This is a genomic window from Marinovum sedimenti, from assembly GCF_054052205.1.
The window spans coordinates 2360212-2375884 of the sequence record NZ_CM133223.1 but is presented as its reverse complement, the minus strand read 5'-3'; the positions used below and the strand labels follow the sequence as shown (position 1 = coordinate 2375884).

The window sequence follows — 15673 nt, the reverse complement described above, 5'->3', positions numbered from 1 at the left end:
GGTTTACGCCTTGGCTTTGTCGTCTTCGACGATCACCGCGTCTTCGGCCAGTTTCTCAGCCATCGTCGGTTCAGCGTCTGCGGCCATTTTGCCAGCCATTGTGGTGTCTTCAGTGTTGGCGTGGCCTGCGAGCGTGTCGGCCATTGTCGGGCCGCCGCTCATCCGGCTGCCGCTGATGACGCTATCCTGATCGGCCATGTTCATGCCGGAGTGATCCTCAAGCGCGCCTACGATCAGGGGCAGCATGGCGCTGTCGGCGTGCGATGAGCTGGTGTCCGCAGGCGGGGTTTTCCAGCTGAGCGTATCGAGCGCGCCGCAGTTGGTGCAGGTCGCGGTCCATTCGCCTTGGATGTTGGAGCACTTGTCGCAAACCCAATGCGGGCCGCGCGGCGCGGTCAGGGCGCGGGCCAGCCAGCCTTTGACAACCGCATCCGAGGCCCCTTCGCCGCGTTCGATGGCGGCCATGACCGTCAGCGTGCGGGTGTCGGGATCGGTTTCGGCCAGATCGCCCAGCGCACGGCGGGCGTTGGGAAAGTTTTCGTCCGCGATGTTGAGCTCGGCCTGCAACAGCTTGGTTTCGCGGTGGTCCGGCTTCATGCGGATCAGCGGCTGGAAGCGTTTGAGGCGCTGCTCGGGGGTTTCGTTCGGCTCGATCGCCGCAAAGGTGGCGGCAAGATCGGGGTGCGGCTGCGCCTCCCACGACTTCTTGATCACCCGCACGGCGTATTTGGGTTTGCCCTGCTCGATATAGCCGCGCGCGGCCATCACGGCGGCGGGGATCAACTCGGGCGACAGGCGGTTGGCCTCAATCGCGGCTTCGCGTTGCTCTATTGTGCTGTCTTCGTCGGCCACGGCGCGGGCCTCGGACAGGGCCAGAACCGCATCGCGGCGGCGGTGCACATCGCGCGGCAAAGAGCCGTGCTTGAGCTTGGCGTTCAGGGTTTTGCGCGCGCCTTTCCAGTCGCCATGCTCGGCCTGAAGCTTGAGCAGGATGTCCTGCACCTCTTCGTGGCGCGGCTTGATCGCAAAGGCGCGTTCGGCCAGTTTGAGCGCGGTGTCGGTGTCGCCCTCGGCAAGCCGTTGCTTCATCACGCCGCGCACGCCGACAAAGCGGGTGCTTTCATTGGCGACGAGCTTTTTATAGGTCGCTTCGGCCTTGGCCCGGTCGCCCGCCATTTCCGCAGCTTGCGCCGTGAGAAGATTGGTGAGGTCGGGTTTGTGCAGGTAACGCTCGGCTTTGGCGGCCTTGGCCATCGCCAATTTGCCCTCGCCCGAGGCCAGCGCCATCATGCCGTCGCTGAGGGCGTTAAAGCCTTTGCGTTCACGGTTGCGGTCGAAATACCGCGAGATCGCGGTTTCATCGCCGTTGATAAAGCGCAGCAGGGCAAAGAGGAACGACACCACTTTCAGCAGCACCCAAAGGGCAACCAAAAGCGCGGCCAGCGCCATCACGGCCTGAATCGCGGAGAACGAGAATTCCTGACCGTTGAAGGTGACGCGCAGACCGGCGCCATCATATTCGAGCAGCCAACCGGCCCCCCAGGAGATTGCAGCGACAATCGCGACAAAGACGAGAATTTTCAAAAGTGACCAAAGCATATTTTCGTCCTTATCCCTGGTTCAGGCGCGCCGCCACGGCGTTCGCTTCTTCCAGCGCTGCAATCCGGGTTTCGGCATCCGCAACCCATTGGGCCAGCGGTTCTTTTGCCTCATCCGGCAGAGCGGCAATTTCTTCCAATGCGGTGCGAATGTTGCCATTGCGCACAGCGGCCTCGGCGCGCGACAGGATCGCGTCCGTATCGGCCCCGTCGCGGGGCGCGACCGAGCGCACCTCGAACATTTTTTCCAACACGCCGCCGATGCCACCGCTGCCGTCTGTGTCGCTCGCGGCGGTGCGCGAGGCCCGCAGCGCGGCGCGGGCCGCATCGGGGAACGTTTCGCGCAGTTCGGACTGGGTGACAACGCCCTCAGCAGCCGAGGCTTGCAGCGCCTCAAGCGGGTCGTCGATGGTTTTGGCCAGGTCGGCCAGCGCCTCTGCATACGGGTCGCCGCTGTCGAGCGCCGAAATCACCCGCGTCATCGCAGAGCGCGCGGCGGCAAGCCGGCCCTCTTCCAAGGCGCGCTCTTCCATCTGGGTTGCGTCTTGCGCGATCTGTTCGATCTTGGCCTTTTCGGCGGCAATCGTGTCTTCAATCGCTTTGCGCTGCTCTTCCATCGAGCCGCGGAGGCGTTCGAGTTCCGATTCGTAGGCCGCAATGGCTTCGCGCGATACGGTGTCGGCAATCGGCTTTTTCGCCAGTTCGGTCAGCCGGGTTTCCAGCGCGCCAAGGTCATCGCGCAGCGCCTCGGCGTTGGTGAGCCGTTCGTCCAGCGCGCCGATGCTCGTTTCGGCTTGGGTGAGGGCGTCGCGGGTGCCGGCGATTTCGGTGGAGACGCCGTCGATCCGGGTAGAGATGTCCTCCGAGAGGGTGGAGACCTGGCCCTCGACCGCGCCGATCTTGTCGGATTGCGCTTGCAGGGAGCTGCGGGTTTCGGACTCGAAACTGTCGTCGAGGGTCATGTAATAGGCGGCACCATAGCCCAGCCCGGCGGCAACGATGCCGCCCAGAACCATCGGGACGAAGCCGCCTTTGCGCTCGACCACGGTTTCTTTGACCGGGGGAGGCGTGGTGACCAGTGTGGAGTGGTCGTTATTGCGGCTGCTGCTGTCGTCGTCGGACAGGGTTTCGCCGCTGAGCGTGTCGGCCGAGGCCAGCGTATCGCTGTCATCGGTGCCGCCGGTGCCCCAAGGCGCGCTGTCCTCCGAGGCCGCGAGCGTGTCTGCGTCCGGGGTATCGTCGTCCGGGGTATCGGAGCCTAGCGTATCAGCCTCGGGCGTATCGGTTTCTGGGGTATCGGTCGGATCCCCCAGCACCTCGGCATCCTCAATCTCGCTGCCCGCCTTGGCCGGATTGGGATTCTCGGGCGCCTCGACCTGTTTTAACCGGTCCTCCAACGCATTTTCGTCTTCTGTCTGTTTCGACTTGGGATCGTTTTTATTGGACACCAGAGAACACCCTTTCCGAATCTTACTGCTGCGACGCAACATCGTTACCTTATGGTACTGCAATGGCCCCCTCAAGCGGGGTTCCGTTGCGGTAGAGCGCCGCAACCGCAGCGCACATTGAAATACGATCCGGCCGCTTTGCGACAATCAGCCGGTCAGGTGCCAAGTCAGCCGCCCGATCCGCGACGGCCTGGCTTAGCGCGACAACCCAAAGCGGGGCCTTGCCTATCCCCTGTTGCGCCAGAATATCGGCGCTGCGGGGGGAAAACACAGGAAGGATCACGGGCCGTCCCTCGTCAAGTAAGGCGCGGGCCTGAATGGTCAAATCCATCGGCTGCTGATCATAAAGCACCGCTTGCGTGATCGCGACTCCGGCTTCGGTGAGCCGGGCGGCGATATTGCCACGGGTATGGGCGCCGCGCAGGTGGATCACCGGCCCCTTAAGCGGGGTCTTTGTCTGGGTGTCGATCAGGGCCTCGGCGGTTTCGCCGGCCATAACTGCCTGAAATCCCGCGGCATTTGCGGCCTCGGTGGTTTTGCGGCCCACACAATAGGCCGGTAGGGCGCGGGGGCCTTTGTAAGCCGCGACGCCATTGGTCGAGGTGAAGATCACCGCCGTCATACCCGTCATATCCGGGCGCAACCCGGTGGGGCGAATATAGAGAACAGGGGAAATCACCACGGGGCCAAGCGCGACCTCGGCGCTCAGATCGGCCAGAAATGCGGCTGAATCGGCGCGGGGCCGGGTCAGAAGCAGCGCTGGCGTGTCGTGGCGCATCGGTGCGGCTCGGGATTGTTTGCGATGGTGGCAAGTGTTACCTGCCCTGCACCAACTGTGCAACGAAACACCCCATTGGTTTTTCATGACAACACCGCTGACCCTTCTTGGACTTGAGAGCAGCTGCGACGATACCGCCGCGGCGATTGTGCGTGGCGTGCCCGGCAAAGCCGAGGTTTTGGCCTCGATTGTCGAAGGGCAAACCGGGCTGCACAGTGCATTTGGCGGCGTTGTGCCTGAAATTGCGGCACGCGCGCATGCGGAACGGCTGGATATTTGCGTCATGGCGGCGTTGGAGCAGGCCGGGCTGGGGCTGGATGCGCTGGACGGGATTGCCGTGACGGCCGGGCCGGGGCTGATTGGCGGCGTGGTGTCGGGCGTGATGTGCGCCAAGGGGATTGCCGCGGGAACCGGGTTGCCTTTGGTCGGGGTCAATCATCTGGCGGGCCATGCGCTGACGCCGCGGCTGACGGATGGGGCGGCGTTTCCTTATCTGATGTTGCTGGTGTCGGGCGGGCATTGCCAGTTTCTGATCGTGCGCGGCACCGAGGATTTTAGCCGGTTGGGCGGCACCATCGACGATGCCCCCGGCGAGGCGTTTGACAAGACTGCGCGGCTGTTGGGCCTGCCGCAGCCGGGCGGGCCATCGGTGGAGCGGGAGGCGTTGCAGGGCAATGCCAAGGGGTTTGCCTTTCCGCGTCCGCTGTTGGATCGGCCGGGGTGCGACATGTCGTTTTCCGGGCTGAAGACCGCGTTGTTGCGCACCCGTGACGGGGTGATTGCGCAGAAAGGCGGGCTGACACGGCAGGACCGTGCGGATATGTGCGCCGGGTTTCAGGCGGCGGTGGTTGATGTGCTGGGGGAAAAGACCCGGCGGGCGTTGGAGATTTACCTGGCCGAGGAACCGGCGGTGCCGATGCTGGCGGTGGCCGGTGGGGTTGCGGCGAATAATGCGATCCGCGCGCGGCTTGAGACGGTTTGCGCGGTTGAGGGCGTGGCGTTTACGGCGCCGCCCTTGGCGCTGTGCACCGATAATGCGGCGATGATTGCCTATGCCGGGCTGGAGCGGATGGCTTTGGGGCTGATCGACGACATGAGCCTGTCGGCGCGGCCCCGCTGGCCGCTGGATCAATCGGCGGCCCCGATGCTGGGCAGCGGCAAAAAGGGAGCGAAAGCATGAGCGTAGGCGTGATCGGAGCCGGGGCGTTTGGCACGTCGCTGGCGATTTCGCTGGCCAATGCCGGACAGGCGGTGACGCTGTGGGGCCGCGACGGCGCGGCGATGGCAACGATGCAGGACGCGCGCGAAAATGCGCGGCGGTTGCCGGGGGCGGCGTTTCCCGAGAGCCTGACGGCGACCGGGGATTTTGCCGCTGCTTCTGCGCCTGAGGTGCTGCTGCTGTCGGTGCCGATGCAGCAATTGGAGCGCCTGCTGACCGAAAATGCCGAGACCTTGCGCGGCAAGACTTTGGTGGCCTGCTGCAAGGGGTATTCCGTGGCCACCGGCGAGGGGCCTGTCAGCCTGATCAATCGGGTGCTGCCCGAGGCGCAGGCGGCTATTCTGACTGGGCCGAGCTTTGCCGCTGATATTGCGCGGGGCCTGCCGACGGCGCTGACGCTGGCTTGCGGTGATGCTGCGCGCGGCGAGGCGTTGCAGGGGGAGCTGACCACGCCGAACCTGCGGCTGTATCGCACCACGGATGTGACCGGGGCCGAGCTGGGCGGCGGGTTGAAAAACGTGGTGGCGATTGGCTGTGGCGTGGTGATTGGCGCGGGCTTGGGCGAGTCGGCGCGGGCGGCGCTGTTGACCCGTGGGTTTGCCGAGATGACCCGGATTGCCAAGGCGCTGGGCGCGCGGCCCGAGACACTGGCGGGGCTGTCGGGGTTTGGCGATCTGACGCTGACCTGCACCTCGGCGCAGTCGCGCAATTATCGCTATGGGCAGGCGCTGGGCAGCGGCGAAAGCTTTGACAGCGCCACCACGGTTGAAGGGGCTGCGACGGCGCAGGCGATGCTGTCGGTGGCGGCGCGGCTGGGCGTTGATATGCCGGTGACCAAAGCGGTGGCGGCGGTGATCGCAGGCAAGCTTGACGTTGGGGCCGCGATGGACCAGCTTCTGGCGCGACCCTTAAAGGAAGAATGACATGCTGATTGCCCTGATGGCCCGCGACAAAGACGGCGCGCTCCAGACCCGAAAAGACAACCGCGACGCGCATCTGGCCTATATCGACGCCACCGGCGTTGTGGCGCAGGCCGGGCCGCTGATTGTTGGCGGTGAGATGGCCGGATCGCTGGTGATTTTGGACGTGGCGGATATGGCGGCGGCCAAGGCCTGGGCGGAAAGCGACCCCTATGCCAAGGCCGGGCTGTTCGAAAGTGTTGAGCTGACCGAGTGGAAAAAGGTCATCGGCTGATGCGCTATTGGCTGTTCAAATCCGAGCCGTCGACGTGGTCTTGGGCCGATCAGGTGGCCAAGGGCGACGTGGGCGAGGAATGGGACGGCGTGCGCAATTATCAGGCGCGCAACTTCATGCGCGAGATGCAGGTGGGCGACCGCGGGTTTTTCTATCACTCGCAGAAAGACCGCGAGATTGTCGGGATTGTCGAGGTGTGCGCCGAGGCCCATCCCGACAGCTCGACCGACGATGACCGCTGGGAGTGCGTCGATATTCGCGCTGTTGAGGGTCTGCCGCGTGCAGTGAGCATTGATCATATCAAGAGCGATCCCGATCTGGCCGATATGGTGCTGGTCAAGAACTCGCGGCTGTCGGTGCAACCGGTGACTGAGGCGGAATGGCAGCATATTTGCGGGTTGGGCGGGCTTTGACCCGGCGTAGTGCTGTTTGAGCCGCGAAATTTTGCCCGGATCGGATTTCCTGCGCTAAGCTTCCTGTGACCGGGATGTGATCACAGGAGCGCGCACATGGGATTTGTCATTGTTATCATCGCCGCCGCCGTCAGCTTTGGGCTGGGCGCGGTCTGGTATATGAAATTGGCCGAGCCTTGGATGGAGGCCGCCGGGATCGAACGGGATGCGGACGGCAAGCCCAAGGGCGGGCAGGATCCGATGATCTTTGCCGCGACCTTTGTGATGCAGCTTCTGGTTGCGGGGATGATGCGGCACACCTTTGCGCTGTCGGGGGTAGACTCGATTGGCAAGGGCGTGGTGGCCGGGCTGGGGATTGGGCTGTTTTTCATCAGCCCGTGGATTGTGATCAACAATCTGTATGGCGGGCGTCCGTTCAAGCTTTCGCTGATTGATGGCGGATATGCCACGCTGGCCTGTGCGGTGATGGGGCTGGTTTTGACGCTGGTGTGAAGGGTTCGGGGGGCCAAAAAGCGTTGGGGCCCCGACTGCGTTGCAGCCAGAGCCCCCTCTCACCCCAGATGCTCCCACACATCCTTCGTGTCGCTTAAACCTTGTCCCAACCGCTTCGGTCGGGGTGTAATATACCTACCCTAAAATGGGGCGCGCGCCTATCGGCAACAACATTGGTTTGTCGCTATACTGTTAATAAGTCTATCCGGCTTAGTAAAAAACGAATTAACACTTTTTCCACTATTGGTTGTTTGCGGTTATTATCAACGATCCCCGCGCCTGGTTACAATTTATCAACCAAAACAATGGTTTTTCAGATTTATCCCCAGAGCACAAAAAAAGAGGCGTCCCGGTGTGGAACGCCTCGTGAACAGCAGCAGTTGGGCGGGTTTTCAGCCGTAGACTGATTCTTTGCCGAAGTGTTTGGTCAGCAGATAATAGACCACGGCGCGGTATTTGTTGCGCTCGGAGCGGCCATAGGTTTCGATGGCTTTCTGGATGCCGCCCATCAGCTCGGGGCCTTCGGACAGGCCGAGCTTTTTCACCAGAAAGTTCTTTTCGATGGTCTCAAGCTCGCTGGTTTGCGACCCGGCCACTGTTGAGGCATCGGCGTTGTAAATCGCCGGTCCACAGCCGATGGTCACTTTGCGCAGCAGGTCCATGTCCGGCTCGGTGCCGCATTTGCTGCGCAGATCTTCCGCGTAACGCTCAATCAAATCGTCGCGTTTACCCATGTTCGTCTCCCCTCGTTCAGCCCGTTTCGCCGGGCCAATTCTACAGACAAGAGCAACCTTACTGGCTGGCTTTTCGGTGACAACGGTAAATCTGGCGTGGATTTTCCCCGCAGCGCATAGAGGCGGGTGGCCTGCGTGAAATATGATACACTTGTGCAGGCTGGAGGTGCTTCAATTAGAGCGTGTATTTGAGGTGTGCGCCGCGTCCGGGGCGCTGGGCCCAGAACGCGGCGGAGAGATCAGTAGCGGTAGTGCTCGGGTTTGAACGGGCCTTCCGGCGCAACACCGATATAGGCGGCCTGATCCGCGCCAAGGGTCGTCAGCTTGGCACCGATTTTGGCAAGGTGCAGGCGGGCGACCTTTTCATCGAGGTGCTTGGGCAGGATGTAGACCTGATTGTCGTAGTTTTCGCCACGGGTCCAAAGCTCGATTTGGGCGAGCACCTGGTTGGTGAAGGAGGCGGACATCACAAAGCTGGGGTGGCCGGTGGCGTTGCCAAGGTTGAGCAGGCGGCCCTCAGAAAGCAGGATGATCTTGTTGCCCGAGGGCATTTCGATCATGTCGACCTGTTCCTTGATGTTGGTCCACTTGTGGTTTTTCAGGTTGGCCACTTGGATCTCGTTGTCGAAGTGGCCGATGTTCCCGACAATCGCCATGTTCTTCATCGCGCGCATATGTTCGATGCGGATCACGTCTTTGTTGCCGGTGGTGGTGATAAAGATATCGGCGCTGTCGACCACATCTTCGAGAACAACCACTTCAAAGCCGTCCATCGCCGCTTGCAGGGCGCAGATCGGGTCAACTTCGGTGACTTTGACACGGGCACCGGCGCCGCGCAGCGAGGCCGCGGAGCCTTTGCCAACGTCGCCATAACCACAGACCACGGCGACCTTGCCGGCCATCATGGTGTCGGTGGCGCGGCGGATACCGTCGACGAGGCTTTCTTTGCAGCCGTATTTGTTGTCGAACTTCGACTTGGTCACGCTGTCGTTGACGTTGATCGCCGGGAAGGGCAGCTGGCCCTTTTTGTGCAGATCATAGAGGCGGTGGACGCCGGTGGTGGTTTCCTCGGAGACGCCTTTGATCGCGTCGCGGGTCTTGGTGAACCAGCCGGGGGTTTCCGCCATGCGCTTGGCGATCTGCGCCTTGATCACCGCTTCTTCTTCGGATTCCGGCACGGCGAGGATGTCTTCGCCCGCTTCGGCACGGGCCCCGAGCAACACGTACAATGTGGCGTCGCCACCATCGTCGAGGATCAGGTTCGCGCCTTCGGGGAAGGCGAAGGATTTGTCGAGGTAGTCCCAATGCTCTTCGAGCGATTGGCCTTTGATTGCGAAGACCGGCACACCTGCGGCAGCGATTGCGGCGGCGGCGTGGTCTTGGGTCGAGAAGATGTTGCAGGAGGCCCAGCGCACATCCGCGCCCAGCGCGGTGAGGGTTTCGATCAGAACGGCGGTCTGGATCGTCATGTGCAGCGAGCCGACGATACGAGCTCCGGCCAGTGGTTTGGCCTCGCCGTATTCTTCGCGCAGCGCCATCAGGCCCGGCATTTCGGTCTCGGCGATATCAAGCTCTTTGCGGCCGAAATCGGCGAGCGAAATATCCTTTACTACATAGTCACTGGTCATGTCTGCGGTCCTTGCGGCAAAAGCGTTTGGACGGCAGATAACACCCGGCCTGCGGTCGGGCAACACCAGAGGCGTCAGCCGGTCACGCCAGCGGGAACGACAGCGGCGTCTTGCCAGTGTTCGCCGGTGGCAACCACGCAACTGAGGCCGTCGGGGCGGGTCATGATGATGGTAAAGCTGCCAGAGGCCTCGGAGCGCCAGATTTCGATCAGCTGCTCGGCGCTTTGCAGACCGCCCCCGGCGAGGGATTCGGAGAACTTGTCGGACAGGGAATCCACCAGCTTGTCACGCGGCAAACAGGCGGAGGATTGGGCGAGGACCGGAGGGGCCAAAGCGGCGGCTCCGAAGATGAGGGTGGCGGCGAGGGTGCGCTTGAACATGGGGTCTCTCCTGACTGGAGGGGCCTCATGCGCCAGGCACTTGGGCCCCGTGGTTTGACTGTTTGATATACAGACTAAATGGCTATGGGCGCGGTTTGGTTCCATGAAACATTGGGCACAATCCCGTGCAGAGCGCGTGCAATTGCGTTTGCAGGCGCTTTGGAGAGCGGTTAGCAACAGGGTTAGACCGGAGAGAGATGATGCCCCCCAAACCCCCGCGCGCCTGGCAAAGGATGCTGTCTGGACGCAGGCTTGACCTGCTGGACCCGACGCCGATGGACATCGAGATCGAGGACATCGCCCACGGGCTGGCCTTTGTTGCGCGCTGGAATGGCCAGACGCGGGGCGATTTTGCCTATTCGGTGGCCGAGCATTCGCTGTTGGTTGAGGCGTTGTTTACGCGGATGCAGCCCAAGGCACCGGTGCGCTGGCAATTGGCCGCGCTGCTGCACGATGCGCCGGAATATGTAATCGGGGATATGATTTCGCCGGTCAAAGCGGCGGTGGGGGCGAGCTATGGCGTGCTGGATGACAGGCTGGCGGCGGCGATTCACATCCGGTTTGGGCTGCCGGCCGCTTTGCCGGTGACGGTGAAGAAGCAGATCAAGAAGGCCGACCGCATCAGCGCCTGGATGGAAGCGACGCAGATTGCCGGGTTCACCGAGAAAGAGGCCGATGGCTTTTTTGGCAAGCCTGACAGGGCACTGATCGAGGGGTTGTCGATTGCGCTGCGGCCCCCGCGCGAGGTGCGTGATGATTTCACCGCCCGCCACCTGCATTTGTTGGCCGCGCTATGAGCCGGGTGTTCATCTCGCGCGCCTGCCCCGCCGATGCGCGGGAAATGGCGGATTTGTTGAATGAAGTCATCGAGATCGGCGGCACCACCGCCTATGTCGAGCCGCTGAGTGGCGACGATATTCGCGGCTGGATGAGCGCCGCCGGGACGCGCGGGCTTGGCCAAGTGGCGCGGGACGATGAGGGCACCTTGCTGGGGTTTCAGTGGCTTCAGCCCTGCCCCGGCTTTGGCCCCGAAGTGGCGCAGATTGCCAGCTTTGTGCGGGTTGGCCAGACCGGGCTGGGTGTGGGCAGCAAACTGTTTGCCGCCACCCGTCAGGCCGCGGGCGCGATGGGGTATGAATGGATTGATGCCACCATCCGCGCCGACAACGAAAGCGGTTTGACCTATTACCAGTCGCAGGGGTTCGAGACCTACAGAAGCGACCCCGAAGCGCGCCTTTCGAACGGCCAAAAGACCGGCACGATCAGCAAACGCTTCGATTTGCAGTGATCAGCGCGGCGAGCGTTTCGCCAAGATGCGCTGTAGGGTGCGGCGGTGCATGTTAAGCCGCCGCGCGGTTTCCGACACGTTGCGATCACACAGCTCATAGACCCGCTGGATATGCTCCCACCGCACGCGATCCGCGCTCATCGGGTTTTCCGGCGGCGGGGGCAGGTCTTCGCCCTTGGCCAGAAGCGCATTGGTGATGTCGGTGGCATCGGCGGGTTTCGAGAGGTAATCTGTCGCCCCGATCTTGACCGCAGCCACCGCCGTGGCAATCGCGCCATAGCCGGTCAGCACCACAATGCGACTGTCGGGGCGCTTTTCACGTAGCACTTCGACCACGTCGAGCCCGTTGCCATCCTCAAGCCTCAGGTCAACCACGGCATAGGCCGGGGGCCGCGCGGTGGCGATGGCCTTGCCTGCGGCCACGGACCCGGCTGTTTCGACTTCAAAACCGCGCTTGTCCATCGCCTTGGCGAGACGCTTCAGAAACGGTTCGTCATCATCGACCAGCATGAGCGTCTTGTCGTCACCCAGATCCGGAAAAGTGTTTTCGGCCAAGTCGGTTCTCCTCAAATGCGTCCCCTCGCATTGCGGCGATTATTCCCAGACCGGTCGCATGGTGTCAAACGGCCATGGGGCCCCTGTGCTGCATTCGGTGAAATCTTTGCGCAAATCGGGGATTTGAGGCTCTGAAATGTGATCACACCGCCCGCACTGGAGCCGGACTGGGGCCTGGCCGGGGCCTAGCTGGCGGCCTCGATGAAGCAGGCGGCGCTGGTGGCCATCTGTTCGGGGCGGATGTCGCGGCGGTAATATTCGACAAATCCGACCTCGGGCAGCACGAGGTAGGAAAAGGTTGAATGGTCGACGAGGTAATAGCCGTCTTCGGCCTCATGCGCCTTGTAATAGGTGCGATAGGCGCGGCTGGCGGCCTTGACCTGCTCTTCGGTGCCGGTCAGCCCGATGCCCTTTTCATGGTTGTTAAAGGCGAAATCGCGCACCACATCGGGGGTGTCGCGCGCCGGATCAACCGTGATGAACACTGGCGTGGCGCTGTGGCCCTGTTTCGCCAAAAGATCGACCGCTTGCGAATTGCGCGCGAAATCGAGCGGGCAGACATCCGGGCAAAAGGTATAGCCGAAATAGACAATCGTCGGCTCTGTGATCACATCGGTGTCTGTCACCGTTTCGCCCGCGCCATTGACCAATGTGAACGGTCCGCCAATCGTGTCGGTGCCGCCCGCCACCGCAGTGGTGCGGCACTGGGCAAAGGGATCGTCGTTCGAGGGCTGCGAGACATACCACGCCCCGCCCAAAAGCGCGACGACGGCAACAGAGGCAAGAGCGGCGACAGTACGGACCATGAGACGTTTCCAATGACGATGAGCGTTGATTGACTGGCCCGTGACACGTATCAATCTGGCACCGGGGATCAAGGGACGAAAGCGCGCATGTCAGAACTTGGATCGGACTTCCTGACGGAACACCGCCGCGGCAATTGGGTCCGGCTGCGGACAATGATCATGCTGCGCTGGGCGGCGATCTTTGGCCAGCTGACCGCGCTTATCGTGGCGCAGCAGTGGTTTAACCTCTCGCTTGAGCTGGGCTTGTGTTATTTGGCCATTGGGCTGTCGGTGATTGCCAACCTGATTGCCATCGCGATTTTCCCGCAAAACAAACGGCTTAGCGCCACCGAGAACATGCTGATGGTGCTGTTCGATCTGCTGCAGCTGGCGTTTTTGCTGTTTCTCACCGGCGGGCTGCACAACCCCTTTGCGATCCTGATGCTGGGGCCTGTGCTGATTTCGGCGGCGGTTTTGACAACGCGGCCGACCATTATGATTGCCGGGATTGCGATCCTTCTGGTGTCGCTTCTGTCAGTCTATCACCTGCCGCTGCGCACCGAAGAGGGGTTTTTGCTGCGCACGCCCAACCTTTTTGTGTTTGGCAAATGGGTGGCGATGATCATCGCGATTGTGTTTTTGTCGGTCTATTCCCGGCGGGTGACAAGCGAGCTGCACTCTATGTCCGACGCGGTGACGGCCACGCAAATGGCGCTGGCGCGGGAACAGAAGATCACCGATCTGGCCGGGGTTGTCGCGGCGGCGGCGCATGAGCTTGGCACGCCGTTGGCGACGATCAAGCTGACCAGCGCCGAGATTGCCGAAGAGCTGGATGACCGGCCCGACCTGAAGGAAGATGCGCTGTTGATCCGGCAACAGGCCGACCGCTGCCGCGATATTCTGCATTCGATGGGCAAGGCCGGCAAAGAGGATATGCAGGTGCGCCGCGCGCCCTTATCCGAGATTATTCGCGAGGCTGCTGAGCCGCATGAGGCGCGCGGCAAGATCATTCATTATGAGCACAGCCCCGGCCCCGGCGGCGAAGTGACCGTGCCGACGGTGATCCGCAAGCCCGAGATTATCCACGGCCTGCGCAATCTGGTGCAGAACGCTGTCGATTTCTCACGCGGGAACGTCTGGATCGACAGTCTGTGGACCGATGACCACATTTCCCTGCGGATTGTCGATGATGGCCCCGGCTATCCGCCGCAGTTGATTGGCCGCATTGGCGATCCGTTCATGCGCCGCCGCCGCAGCGAACAGGACAAAAGCAGGCGGCCGGGATACGAGGGCATGGGGCTGGGCCTGTTCATCGCCAAGACGCTGTTGGAGCGGTCGGGGGCCGAGTTGAGCTTTGCCAATGCATCGGAATCCTACATGCTGGGCGGTCAGTTAGGCGAGAAATGCGGTGCCTTGGTCGAGGTGAGTTGGTCGCGCAGTCAGCTTGACTCGACGTTCGGTGCGCCGTCGGAACCTTTGGGTGAAAACCGTCTGATAGAAGTCTAAAATTGTCCCAGATTAGTTAAGAGATTCTTAACCTTAGGCGCGCATGGTGAGGCAAGGGAGAATGCCATGCCTATCGACCTGCCCATCACTGAATTTGTTGTCATCCTGCTGGCCAGCCTGATCGGCACGGCCGCGACGCTGTATTTTGTCGGGCGACGTGACGCGCGCACGCCGCCACCGCCCGAGGCCGAGGATGAGGGCATCAGCTTTTTGTTCAGCGGCACTGACCTTGTGGATGCCACCCGACCCGCCAATATCCTTGCGGAATCGGATGAGGACGCGAGCGAAGACCCTTGGCTGGCCGTGCGCAAGGCGTTTGAGCCGCGATTTGGCGACCTGCCAGAGACGCCGATTGACGCCTTTGTTTCTGGCCCCGAACGCGCGCGTATCTATCCTGCACGCGCACCGGAAGACCGTGGTCGGCTGGTCTTTGCCCGCGTTGGGGCGCGCATTCGGGTGTCGCTGATGGATGAGGCGCCGATGGAGCTTGACCGTCAGATGGCCTTTGACGCGAGCCAGGAGCTGCGATTCCTGCGCAATGCGATTTCCGAAGCGCCCAGCCCGATCTGGCTGATGGCCCCGGATGGCACTGTGAGTTGGCAGAACCGCGCCTATAATCGGCTTGCCGAAAAGGCGCGCTCTCAGGTTGGCACTGGAGAGCCGCTGTTTGCCATCTCGCTTGAGGAGGATGGGCCGGGGCCTTTCCGGGTTCCGATGCAATTTGGCGCGAGTCAGGACACCAGTTGGTTTGAGGTGACAACCCGCACCACTTGCGAGGGTCGGCTGGCCTATGCGGTTAATGTTGATGCGGTGGTCTGCGCGGAACAGGCGCAGCGCAATTTCGTGCAAACGCTGACCAAGACCTTTGCGCATCTTTCGACCGGGCTGGCCATTTTTGACCGCGATCAACGGTTGGTGCTGTTCAATCCGGCGCTGATCGATCTGACGGCGATGCCGGTGGAGCTGTTGACAGCCAAGCCCAGCCTTGCCGCCTTTTTCGACTATCTGCGCGAAAAACAGATCATGCCGGAGCCGAAAAACTATAGCAATTGGCGCGAGAAGATCGGTGCCGTTGTCGCCGCAGCGCGCGACGGACGGTACAGCAAGACGTGGAACCTGCCCTCGGGACTAACCTATCGGGTGACGGGCAAGCCGCATCCCGATGGCGCGGTGGCCTTCCTGATCGAAGACATCAGCGCGGAAATATCGCTCACCCGCCGGTTTCGGGCCGAGCTAGAGACCAGTCAGGCGGTGCTTGACCGGCAGGACAAGGCGCTGGCGGTGTTTTCCCAGCTTGGCGTTCTGAACTTCTCCAACGATGCCTTTCGTCGGATTTGGCGTTTCGACCCCGACAGCAGCTTTGCCGAGACAACCGTGCCGGATGTGATCAAGATCTGGAGAGCGGAATGCGCCCCTTCGCCGCTTTGGGACGGGTTGCAAAGCTTTGTGACATCCTTTGGCGAGCGTAAGGTGCGCGAAGCTGACATCATTCATGAGACATTGGGCCCGATGAATTTCCGAGCCGAGCCCTTGCCCGGAGGCGCGACGCTGATCTCATTTTCGCAGACCGATGTCGCGACGGACCGCCAGCCCCAAGGCAATGCGCTGCACTCCGGCAAGTAACGACCCAGAACCGGGGCAGACGGGGTTGCGCG

General features: G+C 62.1%; 17 protein-coding genes. 9 read left to right on the top strand and 8 right to left on the bottom strand.

Annotated elements, in window-relative coordinates; all coding sequences use genetic code 11:
• Positions 1-3: 3 nt before the first annotated feature.
• From ACW9UO_RS11450 to ACW9UO_RS11440, 3 genes are read right to left on the bottom strand one after another with little or no spacing between them, the layout of a single operon-like run.
• Positions 4-1599 (bottom strand): heme biosynthesis protein HemY, encoded by a 1596-nt coding sequence (locus tag ACW9UO_RS11450; protein ID WP_457085936.1) that lies wholly within the window; start codon positions 1597-1599, stop codon positions 4-6.
• Positions 1600-1609: 10 nt separating this feature from the next.
• Positions 1610-3046 carry a COG4223 family protein gene (locus ACW9UO_RS11445; RefSeq protein ID WP_457085935.1) on the bottom strand — a complete coding sequence of 479 codons (1437 nt, stop codon included), beginning with the start codon at positions 3044-3046 and terminating at the stop codon, positions 1610-1612.
• 49 nt (positions 3047-3095) lie between these two features.
• Entirely contained in the window at positions 3096-3824 is a 729-nt protein-coding gene (locus tag ACW9UO_RS11440) for a uroporphyrinogen-III synthase (RefSeq protein ID WP_457085934.1), read from the bottom strand.
• Between the two features lie 85 nt (positions 3825-3909).
• Between ACW9UO_RS11440 and tsaD the strand changes: the two genes are divergently transcribed.
• The 5 genes from tsaD to ACW9UO_RS11415 all read left to right on the top strand — a co-directional run bounded on the left by tsaD (position 3910) and on the right by ACW9UO_RS11415 (position 7142).
• A complete protein-coding gene (gene tsaD, locus ACW9UO_RS11435; protein WP_457085933.1) occupies positions 3910-5004 on the top strand; it encodes a tRNA (adenosine(37)-N6)-threonylcarbamoyltransferase complex transferase subunit TsaD in 1095 nt (364 codons plus the stop codon).
• The gene (locus ACW9UO_RS11430; protein ID WP_457085932.1) at positions 5001-5966 is read left to right on the top strand and encodes an NAD(P)H-dependent glycerol-3-phosphate dehydrogenase; all 966 of its coding nucleotides are present in this window, start codon (positions 5001-5003) and stop codon (positions 5964-5966) included. The genes tsaD and ACW9UO_RS11430 overlap by 4 nt, the downstream gene beginning before the upstream one ends.
• 1 nt (position 5967) lies before the next feature.
• Complete coding sequence (locus ACW9UO_RS11425) at positions 5968-6237, top strand: YciI family protein (RefSeq protein WP_457085931.1); 270 nt, start codon at positions 5968-5970, stop codon at positions 6235-6237.
• Positions 6237-6650, top strand: a complete 414-nt coding sequence (locus tag ACW9UO_RS11420) for an EVE domain-containing protein (RefSeq protein ID WP_457088642.1) — start codon at positions 6237-6239, stop codon at positions 6648-6650. The genes ACW9UO_RS11425 and ACW9UO_RS11420 overlap by 1 nt, the downstream gene beginning before the upstream one ends.
• 96 nt (positions 6651-6746) lie before the next feature.
• Positions 6747-7142 (top strand): DUF1761 domain-containing protein, encoded by a 396-nt coding sequence (locus tag ACW9UO_RS11415; protein ID WP_457085930.1) that lies wholly within the window; start codon positions 6747-6749, stop codon positions 7140-7142.
• A gap of 392 nt (positions 7143-7534) precedes the next feature.
• Here ACW9UO_RS11415 and ACW9UO_RS11410 read toward each other — a convergent pair whose 3' ends face one another.
• The 3 genes from ACW9UO_RS11410 to ACW9UO_RS11400 form a co-directional block, all read right to left on the bottom strand.
• Positions 7535-7876, bottom strand: a complete 342-nt coding sequence (locus tag ACW9UO_RS11410) for a DUF2853 family protein (RefSeq protein WP_457085929.1) — start codon at positions 7874-7876, stop codon at positions 7535-7537.
• A 239-nt stretch (positions 7877-8115) separates the two neighbouring features.
• On the bottom strand, positions 8116-9504 hold the full coding sequence (gene ahcY, locus ACW9UO_RS11405) for an adenosylhomocysteinase (protein WP_457085928.1): 1389 nt from the start codon (positions 9502-9504) through the stop codon (positions 8116-8118).
• Between the two features lie 74 nt (positions 9505-9578).
• Positions 9579-9884, bottom strand: a complete 306-nt coding sequence (locus tag ACW9UO_RS11400) for a hypothetical protein (protein ID WP_457085927.1) — start codon at positions 9882-9884, stop codon at positions 9579-9581.
• A gap of 200 nt (positions 9885-10084) precedes the next feature.
• Here ACW9UO_RS11400 and ACW9UO_RS11395 point away from each other — a divergent pair, with 200 nt between their 5' ends.
• On the top strand, positions 10085-10681 hold the full coding sequence (locus tag ACW9UO_RS11395) for an HD domain-containing protein (protein ID WP_457085926.1): 597 nt from the start codon (positions 10085-10087) through the stop codon (positions 10679-10681).
• Positions 10678-11172 (top strand): GNAT family N-acetyltransferase, encoded by a 495-nt coding sequence (locus ACW9UO_RS11390; RefSeq protein ID WP_457085925.1) that lies wholly within the window; start codon positions 10678-10680, stop codon positions 11170-11172. The genes ACW9UO_RS11395 and ACW9UO_RS11390 overlap by 4 nt, the downstream gene beginning before the upstream one ends.
• Here the strand turns inward: ACW9UO_RS11390 and ACW9UO_RS11385 are convergent, their stop codons facing one another.
• On the bottom strand, positions 11173-11682 hold the full coding sequence (locus tag ACW9UO_RS11385) for an ActR/PrrA/RegA family redox response regulator transcription factor (RefSeq protein ID WP_457088641.1): 510 nt from the start codon (positions 11680-11682) through the stop codon (positions 11173-11175).
• 230 nt (positions 11683-11912) lie between these two features.
• Positions 11913-12533 carry an SCO family protein gene (locus ACW9UO_RS11380; RefSeq protein ID WP_457085924.1) on the bottom strand — a complete coding sequence of 207 codons (621 nt, stop codon included), beginning with the start codon at positions 12531-12533 and terminating at the stop codon, positions 11913-11915.
• An 87-nt stretch (positions 12534-12620) separates the two neighbouring features.
• On the opposite strand from ACW9UO_RS11380, the gene regB reads away from it, so the two are divergent.
• On the top strand, positions 12621-14018 hold the full coding sequence (gene regB / locus ACW9UO_RS11375) for a sensor histidine kinase RegB (RefSeq protein WP_457085923.1): 1398 nt from the start codon (positions 12621-12623) through the stop codon (positions 14016-14018).
• Between the two features lie 66 nt (positions 14019-14084).
• Positions 14085-15641 (top strand): PAS-domain containing protein, encoded by a 1557-nt coding sequence (locus ACW9UO_RS11370; protein WP_457085922.1) that lies wholly within the window; start codon positions 14085-14087, stop codon positions 15639-15641.
• The last annotated feature ends 32 nt before the right edge of the window (positions 15642-15673 follow it).

Excerpts from the sequence above, each read along its gene's own strand:
- ACW9UO_RS11450 (WP_457085936.1), bottom strand. The coding sequence starts at position 1,599 with ATGCTTTGGTCACTTTTGAAAATTCTCGTCTTTGTCGCGATTGTCGCT.
- ACW9UO_RS11440 (WP_457085934.1), bottom strand. The coding sequence starts at position 3,824 with ATGCGCCACGACACGCCAGCGCTGCTTCTGACCCGGCCCCGCGCCGAT.
- tsaD (WP_457085933.1), top strand. The coding sequence starts at position 3,910 with ATGACAACACCGCTGACCCTTCTTGGACTTGAGAGCAGCTGCGACGAT.
- ACW9UO_RS11430 (WP_457085932.1), top strand. The coding sequence starts at position 5,001 with ATGAGCGTAGGCGTGATCGGAGCCGGGGCGTTTGGCACGTCGCTGGCG.
- ACW9UO_RS11425 (WP_457085931.1), top strand. The coding sequence starts at position 5,968 with ATGCTGATTGCCCTGATGGCCCGCGACAAAGACGGCGCGCTCCAGACC.
- ACW9UO_RS11420 (WP_457088642.1), top strand. The coding sequence starts at position 6,237 with ATGCGCTATTGGCTGTTCAAATCCGAGCCGTCGACGTGGTCTTGGGCC.
- ACW9UO_RS11415 (WP_457085930.1), top strand. The coding sequence starts at position 6,747 with ATGGGATTTGTCATTGTTATCATCGCCGCCGCCGTCAGCTTTGGGCTG.
- ACW9UO_RS11410 (WP_457085929.1), bottom strand. The coding sequence starts at position 7,876 with ATGGGTAAACGCGACGATTTGATTGAGCGTTACGCGGAAGATCTGCGC.
- ahcY (WP_457085928.1), bottom strand. The coding sequence starts at position 9,504 with ATGACCAGTGACTATGTAGTAAAGGATATTTCGCTCGCCGATTTCGGC.
- ACW9UO_RS11400 (WP_457085927.1), bottom strand. The coding sequence starts at position 9,884 with ATGTTCAAGCGCACCCTCGCCGCCACCCTCATCTTCGGAGCCGCCGCT.
- ACW9UO_RS11395 (WP_457085926.1), top strand. The coding sequence starts at position 10,085 with ATGCCCCCCAAACCCCCGCGCGCCTGGCAAAGGATGCTGTCTGGACGC.
- ACW9UO_RS11390 (WP_457085925.1), top strand. The coding sequence starts at position 10,678 with ATGAGCCGGGTGTTCATCTCGCGCGCCTGCCCCGCCGATGCGCGGGAA.
- ACW9UO_RS11385 (WP_457088641.1), bottom strand. The coding sequence starts at position 11,682 with ATGCTGGTCGATGATGACGAACCGTTTCTGAAGCGTCTCGCCAAGGCG.
- ACW9UO_RS11380 (WP_457085924.1), bottom strand. The coding sequence starts at position 12,533 with ATGGTCCGTACTGTCGCCGCTCTTGCCTCTGTTGCCGTCGTCGCGCTT.
- regB (WP_457085923.1), top strand. The coding sequence starts at position 12,621 with ATGTCAGAACTTGGATCGGACTTCCTGACGGAACACCGCCGCGGCAAT.
- ACW9UO_RS11370 (WP_457085922.1), top strand. The coding sequence starts at position 14,085 with ATGCCTATCGACCTGCCCATCACTGAATTTGTTGTCATCCTGCTGGCC.